This is a genomic window from Paenibacillus sp. oral taxon 786 str. D14, from assembly GCF_000159955.1.
In the GTDB taxonomy this organism is placed as follows: domain Bacteria; phylum Bacillota; class Bacilli; order Paenibacillales; family Paenibacillaceae; genus Fontibacillus; species Fontibacillus phoenicis.
Genome location: NZ_GG695970.1, coordinates 396078 through 416489, shown reverse-complemented (window position 1 = coordinate 416489; position 20412 = coordinate 396078). Strand labels below are relative to the sequence as shown.

14 protein-coding genes and 4 pseudogenes are annotated in these 20412 nt (G+C 53.5%); 6 read left to right on the top strand and 12 right to left on the bottom strand.

Features of this window, described 5'->3' with window-relative positions:
- Positions 1-242: pseudogene (locus POTG_RS24175) on the bottom strand (hypothetical protein); the annotation flags it as partial.
- A 150-nt stretch (positions 243-392) separates the two neighbouring features.
- Here POTG_RS24175 and POTG_RS01985 point away from each other — a divergent pair.
- The gene (locus POTG_RS01985) at positions 393-896 is read left to right on the top strand and encodes a hypothetical protein (RefSeq protein ID WP_036643774.1); all 504 of its coding nucleotides are present in this window, start codon (positions 393-395) and stop codon (positions 894-896) included.
- Between the two features lie 93 nt (positions 897-989).
- Here the strand turns inward: POTG_RS01985 and POTG_RS01980 are convergent, their stop codons facing one another.
- The gene (locus POTG_RS01980; RefSeq protein WP_009223114.1) at positions 990-1289 is read right to left on the bottom strand and encodes a HesB/YadR/YfhF family protein; all 300 of its coding nucleotides are present in this window, start codon (positions 1287-1289) and stop codon (positions 990-992) included.
- A gap of 575 nt (positions 1290-1864) precedes the next feature.
- Between POTG_RS01980 and POTG_RS01975 the strand changes: the two genes are divergently transcribed.
- Positions 1865-3622, top strand: coding sequence for an ABC transporter ATP-binding protein (locus tag POTG_RS01975; protein WP_009223113.1), 1758 nt, complete (start codon positions 1865-1867; stop codon positions 3620-3622).
- Between the two features lie 3 nt (positions 3623-3625).
- Positions 3626-5698, top strand: coding sequence for an ABC transporter ATP-binding protein (locus tag POTG_RS01970; protein WP_009223112.1), 2073 nt, complete (start codon positions 3626-3628; stop codon positions 5696-5698).
- Between the two features lie 48 nt (positions 5699-5746).
- Here POTG_RS01970 and POTG_RS01965 read toward each other — a convergent pair whose 3' ends face one another.
- The 4 genes and pseudogenes from POTG_RS01965 to POTG_RS01950 form a co-directional block, all read right to left on the bottom strand.
- Positions 5747-6658 (bottom strand): S-layer homology domain-containing protein, encoded by a 912-nt coding sequence (locus tag POTG_RS01965; RefSeq protein ID WP_036643769.1) that lies wholly within the window; start codon positions 6656-6658, stop codon positions 5747-5749.
- Between the two features lie 88 nt (positions 6659-6746).
- Complete coding sequence (locus POTG_RS01960; RefSeq protein ID WP_232282198.1) at positions 6747-7070, bottom strand: PqqD family protein; 324 nt, start codon at positions 7068-7070, stop codon at positions 6747-6749.
- Between the two features lie 44 nt (positions 7071-7114).
- Positions 7115-8101, bottom strand: a pseudogene (locus POTG_RS01955) (OPT family oligopeptide transporter); the annotation flags it as partial.
- Between the two features lie 119 nt (positions 8102-8220).
- On the bottom strand, positions 8221-9243 hold the full coding sequence (locus POTG_RS01950; RefSeq protein WP_009223108.1) for a CobW family GTP-binding protein: 1023 nt from the start codon (positions 9241-9243) through the stop codon (positions 8221-8223).
- Positions 9244-9420: 177 nt separating this feature from the next.
- Between POTG_RS01950 and POTG_RS01945 the strand changes: the two genes are divergently transcribed.
- The gene (locus tag POTG_RS01945) at positions 9421-9933 is read left to right on the top strand and encodes a MogA/MoaB family molybdenum cofactor biosynthesis protein (RefSeq protein ID WP_009223107.1); all 513 of its coding nucleotides are present in this window, start codon (positions 9421-9423) and stop codon (positions 9931-9933) included.
- Between the two features lie 155 nt (positions 9934-10088).
- Here the strand turns inward: POTG_RS01945 and POTG_RS01940 are convergent, their stop codons facing one another.
- The 4 genes and pseudogenes from POTG_RS01940 to POTG_RS01925 form a co-directional block, all read right to left on the bottom strand.
- Entirely contained in the window at positions 10089-10628 is a 540-nt protein-coding gene (locus tag POTG_RS01940; RefSeq protein ID WP_009223106.1) for a hypothetical protein, read from the bottom strand.
- Positions 10629-10720: 92 nt separating this feature from the next.
- Entirely contained in the window at positions 10721-11719 is a 999-nt protein-coding gene (locus POTG_RS01935) for an acrylyl-CoA reductase family protein (RefSeq protein WP_009223105.1), read from the bottom strand.
- A gap of 227 nt (positions 11720-11946) precedes the next feature.
- Positions 11947-14254, bottom strand: a pseudogene (locus POTG_RS01930) (thiamine pyrophosphate-dependent enzyme).
- 26 nt (positions 14255-14280) lie between these two features.
- Entirely contained in the window at positions 14281-15288 is a 1008-nt protein-coding gene (locus tag POTG_RS01925; RefSeq protein WP_009223103.1) for a 2-oxoacid:acceptor oxidoreductase family protein, read from the bottom strand.
- Positions 15289-15507: 219 nt separating this feature from the next.
- On the opposite strand from POTG_RS01925, the gene POTG_RS01920 reads away from it, so the two are divergent.
- Entirely contained in the window at positions 15508-16410 is a 903-nt protein-coding gene (locus POTG_RS01920; RefSeq protein ID WP_009223102.1) for an SDR family oxidoreductase, read from the top strand.
- Positions 16411-16482: 72 nt separating this feature from the next.
- Here POTG_RS01920 and POTG_RS01915 read toward each other — a convergent pair.
- Positions 16483-17978, bottom strand: a pseudogene (locus POTG_RS01915) (DHA2 family efflux MFS transporter permease subunit).
- 227 nt (positions 17979-18205) lie between these two features.
- Between POTG_RS01915 and POTG_RS01910 the strand changes: the two are divergent.
- Positions 18206-18811: a TetR/AcrR family transcriptional regulator gene (locus tag POTG_RS01910; protein ID WP_009223100.1), complete on the top strand. Its 606-nt coding sequence runs from the start codon at positions 18206-18208 to the stop codon at positions 18809-18811.
- A 140-nt stretch (positions 18812-18951) separates the two neighbouring features.
- On the opposite strand, the gene POTG_RS01905 is transcribed toward POTG_RS01910, so the two are convergent.
- Complete coding sequence (locus POTG_RS01905) at positions 18952-20406, bottom strand: nicotinate phosphoribosyltransferase (RefSeq protein WP_009223099.1); 1455 nt, start codon at positions 20404-20406, stop codon at positions 18952-18954.
- Positions 20407-20412 lie beyond the last annotated feature (6 nt).

Sequence of the window (20412 nt, the reverse complement as noted above, 5' to 3'; positions counted from 1 at the left end):
GCCGTCTCGTGCAACGCGAGCTCCGGCTCTTCCTGCAGCCACTCCCTGTTGGTAAATTGCCTTAGCACCGCTTCGTGGCAGGTGTCTCCTTGGGTTATTTTTACCCCGTAAACCACCGATGAAGTGCCGCCTTTCAAGGACAACGCCGAGACCACTTTGGCGCCTTGCCCGAACTGTTCCTCTACCCAGCGCAGCGTTCGCTGAGAGAGTCCGAAAGTTTCTTTCTCCATGTTTGCTGTCATTCGCCACTTCCCCCTTCCCGTAGATGAAAGCCGATTTTCGTGCGGCAAAGCTGAATTTATTAACTGGTTATGGTATACTCCTTAATAAATTGAGTTGTCGTAAGATACTTAAGGCAGCAATGAGTTACAGGCCGTTTTAGGAGGATGACCATGTCACGCCGATTTGTGATCGAAGCCGTGATGGTGGCGATATATGGTGAATTGCTGGTGCCGGGTGCGCCTGTGGAATATATTGTACCTTACAACACCGTCATGGAGCTTTATGAATTTCAAAACAGTCCCGAGCCGCTGATGAACGACCCCGTCGACGATATGCACGTGAAGCAGAAAATCAGCGAATTGATCGCTTACCTCGAAGAACCGCTGAACCGCAAGAAGCTGGAGCGGGCACTCACCATTCCTTGGGCTAAGAGTCCTTCGATCTTATTCGGTGATCATGTCACCTGGACCGTGGTGAACGCGGTGGACAACGAGCAATACGGGGAGTTCCTCGATCCGATCGAAACGGAGATCGTACTGACGGCCCATCGGGAGAACGTGCCAATCCTGACCGATCAGCTGGAGCTGATCCGGCGGATCATCGAAGCCGAGGTGCCGGTGCAGGTATACGATATCGGCGATTTTGAATTTGCGATGGAAGACAGCATTATTTGACGATTGACGGGCCCGCGCCCGTCCGTCTGATCCTTCAAAGGAAAAGGCCCGTGAATGGACGGGCCTTTTTGTTCTTGCGTTTATTGCCTTGGCTTAATTAGGTGCCGCAACCTCGTACTCATATTCAATGTCACCCAACTGCGGATCATAGGTCACGTTGAGGTGATATCCATCCAGATACCACAAATCCTGGTCTTCCATGTAGAACGTAATGCCCTCGACTTCGGATTTGATCCCCGGGGATACGGGTTGATCAACGTCGATCCCCAGCGAGAAGCCCGGATGCAGCTTGCCTCCCGCGCTATAGCGCGCAAAGAAGCGTACTGCCTGACCTTCCTGAAGTCCCAGTTCCTTCTTAAACCACGCTGCGGCTTCGCTGCTCACATGAATCATGATCGTTTCTCCCTCCTCTTTCTATTCAACCTTCTTGGTGCTCCAAGTGAAACTGAACAACGTTCCGTACCACACCATCTTCCCTTTTATTGTAGTCGATACCGGGCCAAAAGCCAAACCTTTGTTCGAGCCGTTAGGAGGCATTGGATAGTTACTGAAAAAAATTAATGTTTGACATCTTCTTTGGCACGATGCTAAAATCGGGAACATACGAGATCGCATTTCAAATAATTACCATTCAAGAAAGGGTGAAGCACGGTGTTTAAAGTTAATCTTATGTCAGTGTATCTTCATGCGCATCCCAACACACAACTAAATACCGGAGCAACCCCTGCAGGATTGGTTCATCTCATGCGATAACCGCCCCTTTGGCTTATTTTCCAGTTATTGGGTAAACGTGATATCATACACGCGGAGGTTGCTTATCATAAGTAACGGACGCGACATATGTTATGGTTTTAAGGCATATCGTTTTCGGACGATATGCCTTTTTGCGGTTTTTGGCAGGTTTCGGACACTTGTAGAGGTTCTCCGGCAAGTTAGGCAATCGGGAATTCAAAGGAGGAAACCCCACTATGTTTTCGGTTTTAAAAAATTTAGGTTGGTTTTTCAAACGGGAAAAAAGGCGGTACATCATCGGCTTGTTCCTGCTCATCTTTGTGGGCATCGTAGAACTAGCACCGCCGCGGCTGCTCGGCAGCGCCATCGATGAAATCGTGGCCGGCACGGTCACTTGGGCATCGTTAACCCAATATATTTTGCTCATTATCGGCGTACTGATCTTCATCTATCTCATTACGTACATATGGATGCATTCCCTGTTCGGAGGCTCGAACCTCGTGGAGCGGCTGCTCCGCACCCGGTTCATGAGCCATCTGCTGCGGATGACGCCGCCGTTCTTCGAGCGGAGCCGCACCGGCGACCTGATGGCCCGGGCGACCAACGATTTGCGGTCGGTGGCGACAACCGCTGGTTTCGGGATGCTGACGCTGACCGACTCGACGGCGTACCTCACGGTCATTTTCCTGGCCATGAGCACGCTGATCAGCTGGAAGCTGACGTTGGCGGCGATCATCCCGCTCCCTTTTATCGCCTTGGCGATGAAGATTTATGGAAAAATCATCCATGAGCGCTACACCTTGGCCCAGGATGCCTTCGGGGACATGAACGACCAGGTGCTGGAGTCGGTCGCCGGGATCCGTGTCATTCGCGCCTATGTACAAGAGCGTAATGATGAGAAGCGTTTCGCGGAGATCACGGATGACGTTTACAAGAAAAATTTGGCGGTGGCCAAAGTTGACGCTTATTTTGAACCAACGATCCGCTTATGTGTTGGACTCAGCTATGCCATTGGACTCACGTACGGCATTTATCTCGTCTTTCAAAATGAACTGACGCTGGGCGATCTCGTAACCTTTAACATGTACCTGGGGATGATGATTTGGCCGATGTTTGCGATCGGCGAGCTGATTAACATCATGCAGCGCGGCGGCGCTTCGCTGGACCGCGTCAACGAAACGTTAAACGAAAAGCCGGACGTCGAGGACCTTCCGAACCCGATTTCGGTAGAAAAACCGGAAACAATCGAGTTCAAAGATGTGACCTTCCGTTATCCGACTTCAACGATCAATAATCTTGAGCATATTAACTTAACGATTAAACGCGGCGAGACGCTGGGCATCGTCGGCCGTACCGGCAGCGGGAAATCCACCCTGCTGAAGCAACTGCTGCATGAATATCCGGTGGGCAGCGGCGAGCTGACCATCTCCGGCGTGCCGATTCAGCAGATTGCCTTGAAACGGCTGCACAGCTGGATCGGCTATGTGCCGCAGGAGCAAATTCTGTTCTCCAAGACGGTACGGCAAAATATCCAATTCGGCTGCCCAGGCGCGTCCGACGAGAAAATTCTTGAGGCGATCCGCACCGCAGCCTTCGACCAGGATCTCGGCACCTTGTCCGACGGCTTGGATACACTAGTCGGCGAGAAAGGTGTCGCCCTTTCCGGCGGCCAGAAGCAGCGGGTCTCCCTGGCGCGGGCGTTTATCGCCGATCCGGAGCTGTTGATTCTCGACGACGCCCTGTCCGCCGTTGATGCCCGGACCGAAGCGCGGATCATCGAGAACATCCGCCGTAAGCGCGCCGGCAAAACGACGCTGATCTCCACGCACCGCCTGTCCGCCATCGAACACGCGGATTGGATCGTCGTGCTGGAGAAAGGCAAAATCATTGAAGAAGGTACCCATGACATGCTGCTGCAGTTAGGCGGCTGGTACCGCGAACAATACGAACGTCAACAGGTCGAATCGAACCTGACTGACGGGGAGGTGTCTTAAGCGATGCACACCCATACAGGAAAAGCACTTTTCAAATACGCCTTAACGGCGAAAAAGACGTTTATCCTCGCGCTCGTCATGCTGGCGATTGGGGTCGCGGCCGAACTGGCCGGCCCGTTTATCGCCCGCACGATGATCGACGATCATATGCTGGCGATCGAACAGCCGTTTTACGAAACCACGGTCAAAGACAAATATACCGCCACGTATGACGGCCGCAACTTCAAACGCGGCGACCGCTTTGCGGAAGGCGAAGCCAAAGGCGCCGAGGTCCGCGTGCTGCAGGTCGGCAAAAGCTTCGTCTTCGTGGAAGCGGCCATCCCGGACGTCTCCGGCGACCGCAGCTTTAAAGACGGCATACTGACCCTTACCGGGAACGACGGCGCAATTAGCGAATATCCGGCGCAACAACTTAGCGCATCTGGCCTGTTTGCTTTTTACAAGCCGGAGGTTCCTGGCATTCTGTCGCTTATCGTCTGGTATTTCGTCTTCCTGGCCATTTCCATTGTGATGGAATTTGGCAAAACTTACTGGCTGCAATCCTCGGCCAACCAGGTTATCCGCAAGCTGCGCATGGACGTCTACGCCCATATTCAGCGGCTGCCGGTGCATTTTTTCGATAATCTGCCTGCCGGGAAAGTCGTCTCCCGCGTCACCAACGACACGGAGGCGGTAAAGGAATTGTTTATCGCTGTGTTGGCGAACTTCTTCTCCGGAGTCATCAACATGCTGGGCGTGTACATCGCTTTGTTTATCCTGGACGTGAGACTTGGACTGATCTGCTTATTCGTCGTTCCGATCATTTACTTATGGGTCGTTCTTTACCGCAAATTCGCGACGAAATATAACACGATTATCCGCTCGCGGTTAAGTGAAATTAACGCCATCATTAACGAATCGATTCAAGGGATGTCCATCATCCGGATTTTCCGCCGCGAGGAGCAAACCAAGGAAGAGTTCGAGAACCTGAACAGCGATTACATGAAGCACCAGAACAAGATGCTGAACCTGAACGCATTCACTTCGCATAACCTGGTGAATGTCCTCCGTAACTTGGCATTTGCGACCGTGCTTTGGTATTTCGGTTCGGTGCAGCTTGGGGGTTCCAGCGTCATTTCACTTGGCGTACTGTACGCTTTCGTTGACGTGCTTGGACGGTTGTTCCAACCGATCACCGGGATGGTCAACCAGCTGGCCGCACTGGATTCCTCGATGGTCTCCGCCGGCCGGGTGTTCGCGCTGATGGACGAACCGGGTGAGCCTGTCGTGGACGGCTCGATGCCGCGCTACAAAGGCAATGTGGAGTTTAAGGACGTCTCGTTCGCCTACAAGAAGGACTATGTATTGAAAAATATTTCCTTTGAGGCGAAGCAAGGCCAGACGGTTGCGTTGGTCGGACACACAGGCTCCGGCAAAAGCTCGATCATCAACCTGCTGTTCCGGTTCTACGATCCGCAGAAAGGAACGATCACGATCGACGGTAAGCCGGTAACGGAGCTGCCGAAGCAATGGATCCGCCAGCATATGGGGATCGTCCTCCAGGATCCGTACCTGTTCACCGGGACGATTCTGTCGAATGTCACGCTGGGGGACGAACGCATCTCCCGCGAGAAGGCGGTGAAAGCGCTGATCGACGTTGGTGCGGACCGGATTTTGGCCCACTTGCCGAAAGGTCTAGACGAACCGGTCGTGGAAAAAGGCAGCACGCTGTCCGCCGGCGAACGTCAGTTGATCTCCTTCGCGCGGGCGCTCGCCTTCGACCCGGCGATCCTCATTCTCGATGAGGCGACCGCCAACATCGATACGGAAACCGAAGCGTTGATTCAATCCGCGCTGGAGGTACTGAAACGCGGCCGGACGACATTCATCATTGCGCACCGGCTGTCGACGATCCGCAGCGCCGATCAGATCCTCGTTCTGCACCGAGGTGAAAACGTCGAACGCGGTACGCACGAAGAGCTGCTCGCCCTGGGCGGACGGTACTATCAGATGTACCGGCTGCAGTCGGGAGCTGCTGAGGCACCAGCCGTACCCGGCGCCGGTCCAGCGATCTCGCCGGTGGCGAATCCGAGTTAATAAAAACAACCGTTCCTGATGATTAGGAACGGTTGTTTCCTTTTGCCGTTATTCGGACAAACGCTTGATTTCCACCTGATACTCGCTGGAGACGTACGTTTCCGCTTTCGTATCGGTGATAACTTGGATGTAATCTTTATCGGGCTCAGGGGATAGCAACTCATAATACACGGTAGCCGTTTTCCCTGTGAACTCGACTTTGGCGACGCGTATGCCGTAGCCCGGATTCGGCTGCTGGGCCCGGGTCAGGACCACTTTATTGATTTGCTCATTTACTTTCTCGACTTCAAAGCTCACCTGATCCTGCACGTCTTGCTCCGCTTCCTTATATTTGTTTACGAAATCAGCAGCATTGTGAACGAGCCGGGCTGCTTCAATCCGCGTAATCGCCTGTTTCGGGTGAAATTCCCCCTGCTCATCCAGACTAGCGATCTTCATCAGCAGCAAGGTCTGAATGCTGTTCGCATAATCCGGATTCATTTGGTCGGCATCGGCGACCTCAATATACATTTTAATGGTCGGGTAATTTCCCGTGACGTTAATGGCCTGCATCAGAAGATCGGCGAAGGCTTCCCGGCTCAGCTCGGCATTAGGCGCAAAATCCTTCGGCAACTTAATGCCGTTATCCTCTGCAATCCGCAGCGAGGATGCGTACCATTCAGTATGACCCGAAGGTTGCAGTGAGCCGCCGGCTTTCGGCTTGAGCTCCAACGCCTTCACGATCATATGAATACCTTGCGCACCGGTCAGCTTGCCGAGCGGAACGAAATGGTCTTTCGTGATCCCTTGAATGATCCCTTTCTGTTGCAAAGCTTTCGTTATCTTCGCGTCCTGTCCTTGAACATCGCTGAAGGCGGACACAGAGGAGGCCAGAAGCAGCGAACTGGTCATCATAAGGCTGGCAGCCAGTTTTATCTTGCGGTGGTTATTCAGTTTGGATTTTAGTTTTGTTTTATTCATGTCTTTATCACCTCTGCCCCTCCTAGACGGCCTGTCCACCAAAAAGGTTGCACCCTTTCCCCTTTTACGTCCGACAAGGGATCCACGCTTACCCGGGTTGCTCCTTCTGCCGTTCTTCCGCCCAGCGAAGCCAGCCATTCGCTTCCAGGATCTCAATAAATTTGCGAAGCCTTGGCAGGAGCGGCTCTGCGGCTTCCCCGAACCTCGTCTTGACCGTTTCGGCGATCTCACCTACCGTATGGGTGCCGTCGCAGCGGGATACGACCTCGCTCCCAAGCTCATCGAGGTGCACATGAATGACCGGCGGTTGTTTCAGATAACGAACCGATTGACGCTCCAGCCAACTGCGGCGCGGCAGCAACAGTTCGGTCCGTCCATCCTCCCCTGTCGCCACCTTCAGATGCGGCTGCAAGCAAGGGATCATCTCCAACAGGTTAAGTTCGGGCGCTTTCAGGTGACGTTGTTTTTGGTGCGGTCGATCGTCGTCTTCTCGTTGAATGCGGAGCGCTGCATCAGGCCGTTCAGCGTGGAGCGCAAGGAGCTGTACAGCATCGGCAACGTTTTTATGAGCGTAATCAAGCCGCCGGCGGCTACCGCCCCTGCGCCGATATAGCGAATGTAATCGCCCCAAATCCCCCAGGCATCAAGTTCGGCGATTGGGGTCAGCGAAGGCGCTACCGCCCCCGCCGAGTTGGCGCCAAAAAAGCCGATCATCGGGATCAGCACCAGCCAGGCCAGAATCCCGCCGGCCAGCATTTGCCCGGCGATCCGGGGTCCGATAATATAGCCAACGCCCAGCAGGGCTGGATACGTATCCATCCCGATGACGGCGTTTCTGAAGCGAAAGATTGTTGTTTCAATCTCCGTCTTAAATAACATGAAGCCATCGCCTAACGCTTTGACCAGGCCGCCAACGCCAAAGCCAAGCGAGACCATGCGGGCGCTCCGGCCGCCGGTCTCCCCGGAGACCAGCACCTCGGCACAGGCCGTCCCTTCCGGATAAGGCAGCGTTTCATGTTCATTCACGATCAACAGCCGTCTTAGCGGAACCATCATGGCTACGCCCAGGAACCCGCCGATCAGCACGACAAAGCTGATCATTTGCTGGCCGGGATTCAAATCCCACATATACAGCGCCGGGAGGGTAAAGATGGCGCCAGCCGCCACCGCTTCACCGGCGGTTGTCATCGTCTGCACGATGTTGTTTTCCAGGATCGATTTGCGCCGGAATAGCCCTCGCAGCACCGCCAAGGATATCACCGCCGCCGGAATGGAGGCGCTGACGGTCAGACCGATTTTCAGCCCTAGATAGGCGTTCGCCGCGGCAAACACAACGGCCAAAATGATCCCGAGAACGACGGCAACAGCCGTCAACTCCGGCAAGGAGCGCTTAGCTGACACATAAGGAACGAACTTCGTGGAGTTTTTCGATTTTCCATTCATGTGATTCTCTCCCTCTTCAAGAAAAAAGCAGTTTTAGGTTACCCCGGGGAGATTTAATTTAATCGACGCCAAAAAGAAGAAAACCGCGATGGACTCGCGGTTCTCTTGGTCAATTTGGCTTAACGTTCGTTACTATTATCCGATACGTTGCGCTCCAGGGCGTGCAGCCGCTGTGCTAAACCCTGCTTGTCGAAGTGCTCTCCGATAAACACGGCAACGTCAGGCACGTCCCCTTGCGGTGTGATTTTCAGGTAATCGGCTTCCCTATACGCATATTGGAACAGGAACCGGCTGGCTGTATCGGTAAATCGCAAAACCCCTTTGCCGCGGTAGACTTCCCGGGGCAGCTCGGCAATAAATCGCTCAAAGTCCTCGCTGTCCACCGGCCCGTCGAAATAGTGCGTATAGACAGTAACATGCTCATGCGACGCGTGAGGATGTCCATGGTGATGATCATGACTATGCGCCGCATGATGATCATGGTGATGCTCGTGGTTGTGACCCTCATGATCGTGGGTGTGATCATGAGCTTGGTGTTGCGCCCATAATGACGGCAAATCAACTTCACATTTCACTGCCGGAATGATTCGAGCGTAAGGGTTCATGCGGCGAAGAAACGCCGTCATTTCCTGCTGGCGATCAGGCTCAAGCAAGTCCATTTTATTTAAGATCAATACGGACCCGCAGCGGATCTGCTCCACCATAAGCCGGTAGGACTTCCCCTGCTGGGATGCGTACAGCTCGGCCAGATGGGCTGCATCCACCACGGTCACCATCGGCTTGATGTCCAGTTTGAGATAAAGCGACACTTCGGTCACCGCATCAAAGATTTCCATCGGATTGCCCGCGCCTGTCGCCTCAATAACGATCAGGTCCGGCTTCTCCCCTTCGATCAGCTCCGCCATCTGCACGCTCAAGTCGCCGCGAATCGTGCAGCAAATACAGCCGCCCAGCATCTCCGCCATCGGCACTTCGCTGGAAACGAGCAATCCATCGAGATTGACGTCTCCGATTTCGTTCATGATCACGGCCGGACGAAGCCCCTGCTCCTGCCAGTGACGGATCAGCCGCTGGAGCAGCGTCGTTTTACCGCTTCCTAAAAATCCGGACAATATAAAAACGGGTGTCACCCTGCTTCCCACCTCAACAACCTCCTGCAATCGGGATAAAGGATAAAGCCATTCGAATGCGAGTGTACACCAACCATCCCGGACATGCAACCACATTTCCTGTTCCGCCTCAGATCTGCTCCTGGACAAGCTCAAGCCCGTCAAACATGGTACAATGGAATTAACCTCCAAGGAAAGGAAGCGAACACGATGAGATCCGTCGATGAACACCGGATGGAAGCGCCGGATGAAGTATCTTGTTTCGTCATTACTGTCTCCGATACACGGACCGAAGAAAACGATACCAGCGGCCGGTTGATCCAAGAGCTGCTTCGGCAGCACGGGTATCACGTTGCCCGCTATATGATCGTTAAGGACGATTATAACGGCATCCGCCAGCTGCTGCGGGAAGCGGCTTCGGACAATACGATCGAAGCGGTTCTGCTAAGCGGCGGCACTGGCATTGCGCCGCGGGATACGACGTTTGAGGCGGTGCGCAGCCTTCTGAACAAAGAGATGCCGGGGTTTGGGGAAATTTTCCGTTACCTCAGCTTTACGGAAGATATCGGCTCGGCCGCCATCCTCAGCCGCGCGATCGCCGGAACGATCGGCAATACGGCGGTTTTCTCCATGCCCGGTTCGCAGGGCGCAGTCAAGCTGGCGATGGAACGGATTATCCTTCCAGAGCTGCGTCACGTCATGCGAGAAATCTATAAGAAGTAGAAATCGGATAGGAGGCTACCCATTAATTGAGTAGCCTGTAGCGGACTTTCACCGCCTAGTTATCGCCCATGCCGGGCGCACATGCAAAAAACCAACCGCTCTCCTTCCTTAAACGAAGGCAGCGGTTGGTTTTGTATTGGGAAACGCTTTGCCATTTACTTCGATGTATTATTCATTTGGTTCAGCAGTTTACCAAATACCGCCTGCATCTCTTCCCGGTATTGACTGTCCTTCTGCGCGCTGGACGAATAAACCAAGGCGGCGTTGCCCTTCACCGAGATGACGGCAGCCTGACTGGAAGCCGACTGCGCTGAGATCGCCTGCTTGCCGTCCCCGGTTCCATAAATCTCGGAAATTTCGCGAATCCGTTCTTGCTCGCTGGGAAATACATGTACGATAATAAAATGCCGCGCATCCCCGTTAATAAAATAACTGTAGCTAATATTCCCGTCCAGCCCTTCGGCATAGGTTTCATGGGTCAGTTTAATCCCGCGCTTCGCGCATTCCGCTTTCAAAGATTGCAACAGCGCCGTATTAAGCGTCTTCCCTGTCGTTAATTGGCGTTCGTTTCCTTGCCGATAGCTTTGCATGCTATACTTGCTCATTTCTTCCTTGGCGACCCGTTGCACATTACCGCACCCTACGGTTAAAGAGAGCGCCAAGGCCATTCCCAATCCTGCCTTCCACCATCTCATTGGTATCCCATCCTTTACCCTAAGCTAAGCCAGCTTCGGCCGATGGTGTTAGGTTGTCTCAAGATCCCCCAATTTATACCATGAGTTCCGTTTCAGTTGATGAAGGAAATGACCTGGCGTCCGATGGCTTCCCCGGCCAGTACGGTACGAAGCGCCTCCGGGAGCTTCTCCAGCGGATACTCGGTGATGCCAGAGGCCAGCACCGGCTCCGGCTTCCACGGTCCGGCCAGAAGCTGCCAAAGCTCGCGCCGCAGCGGCTCCGGACAAAATACGGAATCGATCCCCAGCAAATTCACACCGCGTAAAATAAAGGGATACACGTTCGTTTCGATCCCGCTGCCGCCGGTTAACCCCGACAAGGCGATCGAGCCGCCATAACGAACCGATTTCAGCAGATCGGCCGTCATAGCCCCCCCCACCGGGTCAACGATGGCCGCCCAGCGCTCTTTGCCAAGGGCGCCTTTGGCTCCCGAAGCCGCCTCCTCACGGGAGAGGACCTCGGCGGCGCCGAAGGCCGCCAGCTTCTCCCGCGCCTGCGGCTTGCCCGTGACCGCGGTGACAGTAACCCCAAGCCGGCTGAGGATCGCCACGGCCATGCTGCCCACGCCGCCGGTGGCGCCGAGGACGAGCACCGGCCCTTGTCCGGGCGCCAGCCCGTTATCGAGCAGGCGCCGGACCGACAACGCTGCCGTAAACCCGGCCGTTCCGATTGCCATTGCTTCGCGGAACGAAAGGCCTTCCGGCAGCGTCACCAGCCAGTCGCCCGGGACACGGGCGACTTCAGCAAACCCGCCCGCGTGCGTCACGCCAAGCCCGTAACCGGTGCACAGCACCCGGTCCCCGGGCTTCAGCCGCGGATCGCGGGAGGCGATTACCTCCCCGGCCAGATCAATGCCGGGGATAAATGGATAGGTTTTAACGATTTTTCCCTCTGGTATGCTTGCCAATCCGTCTTTATAGTTGACGCTGGAATAATGCACCTTGACGGTCACATCGGCGTCAGGAAGCGCCGAGAAGTCTACCTGCTCGACCCCTGACCGAAACCCGGACTCGTCCTGGTGTACGCGAAATGCACGAAAGGATGGGTTCATCCTCTCACTCTCCTTCCATTCGGGATGTAAGCTTCCGAATAACGCTTTGATAAGAAAAACGTCTATCGACGTACATTCAAAGTAGACAGACCGCGTTTAGCGGAAGTTTTTCTTGCGATATCAGGATGCTAATGCCCCGAAGTTTATACTTTCTGATATCTTCATAAAAGAAGCTGCACATTGCCGCTTCCCCTAATATCGTGTTTTGTCCACTTTCTGGCCTGTTTTTAGAGATAAGGATGTTCGTGTTTAGCCAGAAGGATTTTCCAACGCCGTTCTACCTCTTGTTCGAACTCCGCAAGAGCCTCAGCGTTCTCCGGCTTCGTCAAATGACGGGTCTTGCCCATCGTCTTCAGCCAATCCGCCAGCGGAATGCGGTTGCCCTTCTCCTCCGGATTGTACGTGATTGTGGTTTGACCATGCTCCACCTCGTACAGCGGGAAGAAGCAGGAGTTAACGGCAGCGTCGATGATATTCGTGCCCTGATCGTCCGGCGAAATCCAGTTGAGCGGGCAGGCTGTTAATATTTTACCATAAACCAGTCCTTCATTTTGTCGCGTACCATTGGGCTTTGGCTGCTTTCTTCACCAAATCCTGCGGGTAAGCCTCGCTGCCGGTAAACACGTAAGGAATGTTGGTGGCCGCCATGATTTGCGGCGTGTCTTTGTGCTGGAACGTTTTGCCTTGCTGCGCTTTGCCGATGTTCGACGTAGAGGTACGGTGGCCAAGCGGGGTCGAATACGACAGCTGTGCCCCGGTATTCATATATCCTTCGTTATCATACTCGATGATGATCATTTTATGACCGCGCAGCGCCGCTCCGATCGCCGGCCCCATGCCGATGTCCATGCCTCCGTCGCCGGTAACCATCACGAACGTAAAATCGTCCTTCAGGCCAAGCTCGTCGAGCTCACCGCGGCGTTTTCTTTCCCAGAACATTTCGACGACACCGGACAAAGTGGCCGCTCCGTTCTGGAACAGGTTATGGATGTACGTCGCTTTATGGGACGAATACGGATACCCAGTCGTGACGACCATCGCGCAGCCCGTATGGAACAGGGCCACGATGTCGCCTTCGATCCCTTTAAAGAACAGCTCTAGACCGGAGAAAATCCCGCAGCCCGGACAGGCCCCATGCCCCGGTGCAATCCGCTTTGGCTTCTTCGTTAATGCGCGAAGCGGCGGAATGCGCACGCCAAGCTTGCCGGTTTCTTCATTCTTCGTGACCGTGATCAGGCCGGTCTTCAGGTCCTCAAACTTCAGCGGATTCAGCACCCGCTTAGGCGCTTTCTCCGGATCCCCCGGGGTATGTCCATAGTAATCAAACGGCACTTCTACCCGGCCTGTTTTCGCCGCTTCGATCGCCAATTGGAAGAAGTGATGCCCGTCCTCGGCATAAAACTCCTTGCCCCCCAGACCGTATATCCGGCTGATGACCTTCGTTGTATGATTTCCATGCGTGAACAGCGCAGCTTTAATCTCATTAACCATATTACCGCCATAAGCGCCATAGGAATCACCGCGGTCGCCGACCGTGATCGCTTTCACGTTCTTCAGCGCTTCGGCAATTTGTCTTTGCGGGAAGGGCCGAATCATATTTGGTGCGATCGAGCCGGCTTTGATGCCTTGGCGGCGCAAATCATCCACGACGTCTTTAATAATTTCAGATGCCGAGTTCATGAGGAAAACCGCCACCTCTGCGTCTTCCATCCGGTACAGATCCAGCATTTTGTACTCGCGTCCGGTCAATTCCGCATATTCGCCGGCAATCCGTTCAAAGACGCGTTCCGCGTTATACATCGCTACGGACTGCTGATAGCAGTTATTGATGTAATCCGGCTCGTTCATGTACGGCCCGACGGTAATCGGGTTGTTGCGATCCAGCGTATGCGGGAAGCCGCCCGGCGGGCGTTCACCAACGAATTTCAAAACGTCCTCACGGTTTGCGAAGGTATGCACGCGCCGCTTTTGGTGGGACGTAAAGTATCCGTCGGACGCGACAAGCACCGGCAGCCTTACCTCCGGATCCTCAGCCAGCTTGATCGCGATCAGGTTCATATCGTATACCGCTTGCGGATCTCGGCACATCAGGATCGGCCAACCGGTGTTTAGCGCAAAATAAAGGTCCGAATGGTCGCCGTGAATATCCAGCGGTCCGGAAATGGAACGACAAACCAAGTTCATGACCATAGGGAAACGCGTGCCGGACTGCACCGGCATTTGCTCCAGCATGTACAAGTAACCTTGAGCACTGGTCGCGTTAAATACCCGACCGCCGGCGGTTGAAGCGCCGTAGCAGATACCGGCCGAGCTATGTTCGCCGTCCGATGGAATCAGCTTGATGTCATGCTGTCCGTTTGCTTTCATCAAATCGAGAAATTGCGCTACCTCGGTGGAAGGGGAAATCGGAAAGTACCCCATAATATGATAATTGATCTGGCTGGCCGCATAAGCTGCCATTTCATTTCCTGACTCATAAACCACGCGCTGCTCAACCGTGCCGGAGCGGCGTTCTTTCTCCAAATCGATCGCCATGATGAACATACCACCTTTCCTGCGTATTAGCGTATCGCCAAATCAAACAGATGCGGTACGCGATGCGCCTCCGCATACCCTTCTTCCTCCCGCTCCCCGGACAAGGCGTCCGTTGGACATGCGTGGATACATTTTAAACAACCTTTACAATATTGATAGTCGATGCCTTTTAGGAACATTTGCGGTCGGCCCTTCTTATCGGGGCGTTCCTCCCATACGAAGCAATTATCCGGGCAGACGTTGTCGCATTGGGCGCAGTGAATACAAGACTCTTCCTTGAAATGCGGCATCATCCCAGAACGGGAAATACTAAGGTCCTTCAGGATGCTGTTGCCCGGATTGATAATCAACCCGCCGATCGGCTGTGTTTCATAACCAAGCACCGGCGTATCAGCACGAACGAAGGCCGGCATACTTACACCTTCCGGCAAAGCAAACGTTTCAAAGACAACTTCATGATAACCCCGTTCGAACGTCGCAATAGCTGGGGCTACGGTTTGCGGATATTTCTTCTCCAGCGATTTGCGGATGACGTCTTTCATCGTTTCAGGATCGAGGAATGGGCACAACCGGAATAAGGCACCCAACATCGCCATGTTCACCCGGTTTTTCTCTTCGAGCGCAATGCCGGTGGCATCGATCACCGCGATCGTGCCGCCGATCAGCTTCATTTTCTCCTTAAGCTCCTGCGGAGTTTTGCGCGAATTCACCAATACGGTGCTGTCCTCGTAAATGCCGCTGATCACGTTCACTGTCTTGGCGAGCGCCTCATGAAAGATCCCCACAATATGCGGGCGTTCTACTGGCGACGTATCGCGAATCGGCGTACTCAGATCGCAGAAGCGGATATGCGCCTTGACCGGGGATCCTTTTTTCTCCGAGCCATAAGAAGAAAAGCTGACCCCATTCAATCCGGCTCCCTCAACCCCGGCTTCGGCCAGCATTTTCCCTGCCAAGTTCGCACCCAGCCCACCAATGGATTCCAAACGGATTTCAAAAAATCCCAGCTCGTTTAATTTCGGTAATTGTACCACGCGCTTGACTCCCTTCTTCGCAAATGCGAGCTCTTCACGACGTAAATAAGTGCTAAACATGACATCAAACGATATCTTTCTTAATTTTAAAATTTATCATAGATGCGATGTGACTTATGTAACAAATGTCATATAGACATTCTTGTCTAGGCGGATACACCACCCCGCCCAGGAATGAATAGGATAGCGGTAAAACAACTTCAGGAGGAACCTCAAAGGATGATACCCAAGTACCCTTATTACAGCTCGAAAACGGTCTGCCAAGAACAACCAATTACCTTCCCGCCGCAACATCAACCAAGACAACCCGGCTTAGAAACCCTGATGGTTCCGCCCCCGATCTCCGAAAACCCCGCTTACGTCGGCAGCGGCAAGTTGAAGGATAAGGTCGCAATTCTGACCGGCGGTGACAGCGGCATCGGGAGGGCTACGGCGATTGCTTTTGCCAAAGAAGGCGCAGACTTAGCCATCGTTTATCTGGATGAGCACGAAGATGCCCAGGCAACCAAACGGCGCGTTGAGGAACTGGGACGACGGTGCCTGCTCATTCCCGGCGACTTGCGCCAAGAGGCTTTCTGCCATGCAGTGATTCATCATACCCTGCATCATTTGGGGAAAGTCGATATCCTGGTGATCAATCAGGCGGTTCAATTTCCTCAGCAGCAAGGGATCGAAGCGATTTCGACCGAACAGCTGTACCAAACCTTTGCCACCAACATCTTCCCTCATTTCTACTTGACCAAGGCCGCGCTTCCCTATTTGCGACCCGGTAGTACCATTATTAGCACCGCCTCGATCACCGCATACGCCGGCGCTCCGCTGCTGATTGATTATTCCTCTACCAAAGGCGCTGTCGTTTCCTTTACCCGCTCCCTGGCGCTGTCGCTCGTTCATCGAGGCATTCGTGTCAATGCCGTGGCGCCGGGACCGATCTGGACCCCGTTGATTCCATCCAGCTATTCTGCGGAATACGTGTCTACGTTTGGCCTGGAAACTCCGATGAAGCGAGCCGGGCAGCCGTTTGAATTGGCACCGGTCTTCGTATTCCTGGCTTCCGACGATTCCAGCTATGTGACCGGGCAAACGATCCATGTCAACGGCGGCGCGATGGTTACGAGTTAACCTTCGGGGAGAACGACAAAAGCACCCTTTCCAAAAAGAAAGAGTGCTTTTTCGCATGTTTGCTTCAATATATTAATGCCCCGCCATCAGACTTGGGTCTGGTTGCGTTCCTTCGGCTGCTGAATTCTTGCCTGCTTCGGTTTGCTTCTTTGGCTTAGATAAGAATAAAGTCAGCAGGAAGCCAGCAGCGGCAATGCACGAAGCCAGGAAATAGGTATCCCCAAAGCCGGATGCGGCCGCCTCCAGCGGATTTCCGCCTTGTGCTGCCTCCTTCATATGGCTGCTGATTTGGGAAGTCAGATAGCCGGTTAAGCCGGCTACCGCGAAGGAGACGATAACTTGCTGCGCCGCCGTCATTAGCGGGGTAACCCGAGCCACCAAATGGCGCGGCGCTGAGTTTAGAATATGCGTGTTCAGCGGCATCATCGTCAGACCCATCCCGCCGCCGAGCAAACCAAGCGGCACCAACACCATCGCCAGCGGCGTTTCCGCTGTAATTCGCGACAGCAGGAACAAGGCCGTCGATACGATACCAAGGCCGATAAAGGCCAGCGGCCGCGCACCAACCCGGTCAAACAAGCGCCCGCTGATCGGCATGAAGAACGCCGACATCAATGCTTGAGGCAGCAAGTAAATCCCGGTTTCCAACGCGTTGTAGCCTCTGACTTGCTGCAGGTATAACGGAGTCAGAATCATCGAACCAAACAACGCCGCTTGGGCAATCCAGACCAAGATGATCCCCCGGGTGAAATGAGACGAACGGAACACACGCAGCTCAAGCAGCGGTTGTTGATGTCTTATTTCAACGAAGATGTACAGAAGTAAGGCAAGTCCTCCTACGCTAAGACCCGTAATTGTCGTCGCTGAGGTCCAGCTGGTTCCCCCTTCACTCACGCCGTAGGTCAGCATCGCAAAAGCGATCGGAGCCAGGATCATCCCCAGCTTATCCAACTGTGGCGCCTCCCGTCGACTGGACTTCGGCAAGAACCGCAGCCCGATCAGAAACGCCACAATCCCAATTGGCAGATTGATCAGAAAAATCCAGTGCCAGCTGACGTTCTCCACCAGCCAACCGGATAGTACCGGACCTAGCGCAGGCGCCAGCAACATAGGTACACCCAGCGCCCCATCACGGCTCCGCGCTTCTCAGGTGGTGCCAGCTTAAACACCATCGCAAACCCGATCGGCGATACCATCCCGCCGCCCAGACCTTGAATGATGCGATAGATGATCAACTGCTCCGGCGTCTGCGCTACGGCACACAACACCGAACCAATCGTAAACAACGCGATCGTCATCAAGAAAATGCGTTTCTCCCCAAATTTATCGGTCATCCATCCCGCTAGCGGAATGACGGCAGATAAAGCCAGCGTATACCCTGTGATCGTCCATTGCACCGTCTTTAAATCGGTTGCGAAGAAGTCGACCAGCTTAGGTACGGCCACGTTAACCACCGTGCTGTCCAAAATGACCATAATCATCCCAACGATGACCGCCATCAGCGGTGCGATAATCGACCGGATGGAAAATTCTTTGCTTTCGATCGAACTCTCCACAGTATTCGGCATCCTCTCACTCAGCTTTCTTTCTAAATTTAAACACCGTTTAAAACAATGTTTAAAACAAATTTAAATGGATGCCGCCGTTTTGTCAAGGCATTTGTCATCGGTGGCTTCTGCAAGATCTGGTTCGCTCTTCCTTCCCCGCTGCGCCTTATTCTTGACACCTGGAGTGAGAGCGTATTATGGTAGTTTCTATACGGGCAGTAGATTGGATGGCATAAAGGAGCGAAACTATGAGCAATTGCGCCGAGGGGCCGACAACCAAACAGAATATTCTACAGGCTACGTTGGAGCTCATTAAAACCGAAGGGGCCGATCAAGTCACCTTACGCAAGATCACGGCTGCGGCCAATGTCAATTTAGCTCTAGTGAATTACTACTTTGGCTCGAAGGACAACTTGATTAACGAAGCGCTGAAACTGCTGCTGACAACGTTTCAGGAGAATTTCTCCGTCTTGGACGATACTTCGCTACCCCCTAAAGATCGATTAAAGGCATTTCTTCTCCAATACGTGGATTCAGTACTGCAATACCCCGGTTTGTTGCATGAAGTCTTAGGCAAAGGACGAATTACTTTTGAATCCCGGCAGGACTTCACCGGTTTTATGAAAACGACCGGATTCAGCAAGATTACTGGCGTGCTGGAGGAGATTACCGGCGAGACCAATCCGGATATTCTTTTTATTATGATGATGCAAATCAATGCAGCCGTCCTCTTCCCGCTCGTCTTGGCAAGGCAGATTAAGCAACTGGAGAACCGTCCGGGCAAAGAAATCGTTGAGCGGCAAATCGATATTTTGTTTGATCACTACTTCGCGAAATATGAGTCGTGTCGTTAACTTGTCGAAATCAGCCTTCTATCCGCCGATTTATAGCGCTTTTTGCGCTTTCCCGAGAAATAATTTCCCACGCAAATAAAGACCGCTTCGCCGCCGATTGGCGAGAAGCGATCTTTCTGTCTTAAGGGGGTTAGAAGAAGTTAATCCTCATGCTGCCCCATATATTCTTCGATCATCTTTTGCTTTAACTCCCAGGCTTCCTGGCTTAAGCTGATGCGGTAAATTTCCGGGTTCAGCTTGCGGAGATATTCTGGCCAGAATAAATTTAACTGCTCGCGGTGGTACTCACGAATTTCATCCAGCGTTGGCAGCTTGTACACGAGCTGACCATCCACAAAGATCGGCTGCAGCATGGACACCGCTTCATAGTTTTTGACTGACTTTTTGATATAAGGATGTACCGGATCAAACAATCGGAGTTTGCCGCCCGTCCGCGCTTGCTGTTCATGCGGAAAACAGATGTAATCGGCAATCGCTTTGCCGCTGTCTTTGCTGACAATGCGCAATACGTCTTTTCTGCCGGGGGTTGTGACTTTTTCCGGATTACCGGAGATCTTGATCGTGGGCACCATCTGACCGTCCTTCTCCCGTTCAACCAGCTTGTAGACGCCTCCGAGAGCCGGTTGGTCCGCTGCTGTAATCAACTGAGTCCCTACGCCCCAAATATCGATCTTCGCACCTTGTGCCTTCAGGTTAAAAATCGTATTCTCGTCCAAGTCGTTTGACGCGACGATTTTGACATAAGGTAAGCCAGCGTCGTCCAGCATTTTGCGGGCTTGAATCGACAGATAAGCTAAATCGCCGCTGTCCAAGCGGATGCTAGCCAGCCGCTTGCCTGCGGCTTCCAGCATTTTGCCGGTGCGGATCGCATGCGGAACGCCGCTTTTGAGCGTATCATACGTATCGACCAGCAGGGAAACCTGATCCGGCAGCGCTTTGGCATACAACTCAAACGCTTCCTGCTCCGAGTCGAAGATTTGCACCCACGAGTGGGCATGCGTTCCTCGGGTCGGAATGCCAAAGATCTCACCAGCGAGCAAGTTGGACGTCCCATCAAACCCGGCCAAATAAGCAGCCCGAGCCCCCCAGATGGCCGCATCTGCTTCTTGTGCCCGGCGGGTGCCGAACTCCAGCAGCACGTCGTTCTCGGCGACCCGTTTCACCCGTGAAGCTTTGGTGGCGATCAAGGTCTGGAAATTCATAAAGTTTAGCAACGCCGTCTCAATCAGCTGTGTTTCCATAATTGTGCCTTCAACGCGGATCAACGGCTCGTTCGGGAAGCAAAGCGCCCCTTCGGCCATCGACAGCAGCGTGCCTTTAAATTCAAAGTTACGCAGCAATTCCAGAAATTCCGGCTTATAGTTCTCTTCTTGTTTGTCCAAATACGCTAAATCCTCTTCCGTAAACCGCAGCTGCCGGATATAGTCCACGATCCGCTCCAAGCCTGCAAACACCGCATACCCGTTGCCAAACGGCAGCTTGCGGAAGTAGGCCTCAAATACGGTCCTCCGCAAATGCGTTCCGTTCATCCAATGCGCATAGATCATGTTGATCTGATATTTATCGGTATGCAGTGCTAAACCCGTGGTTGGCATCGCCTG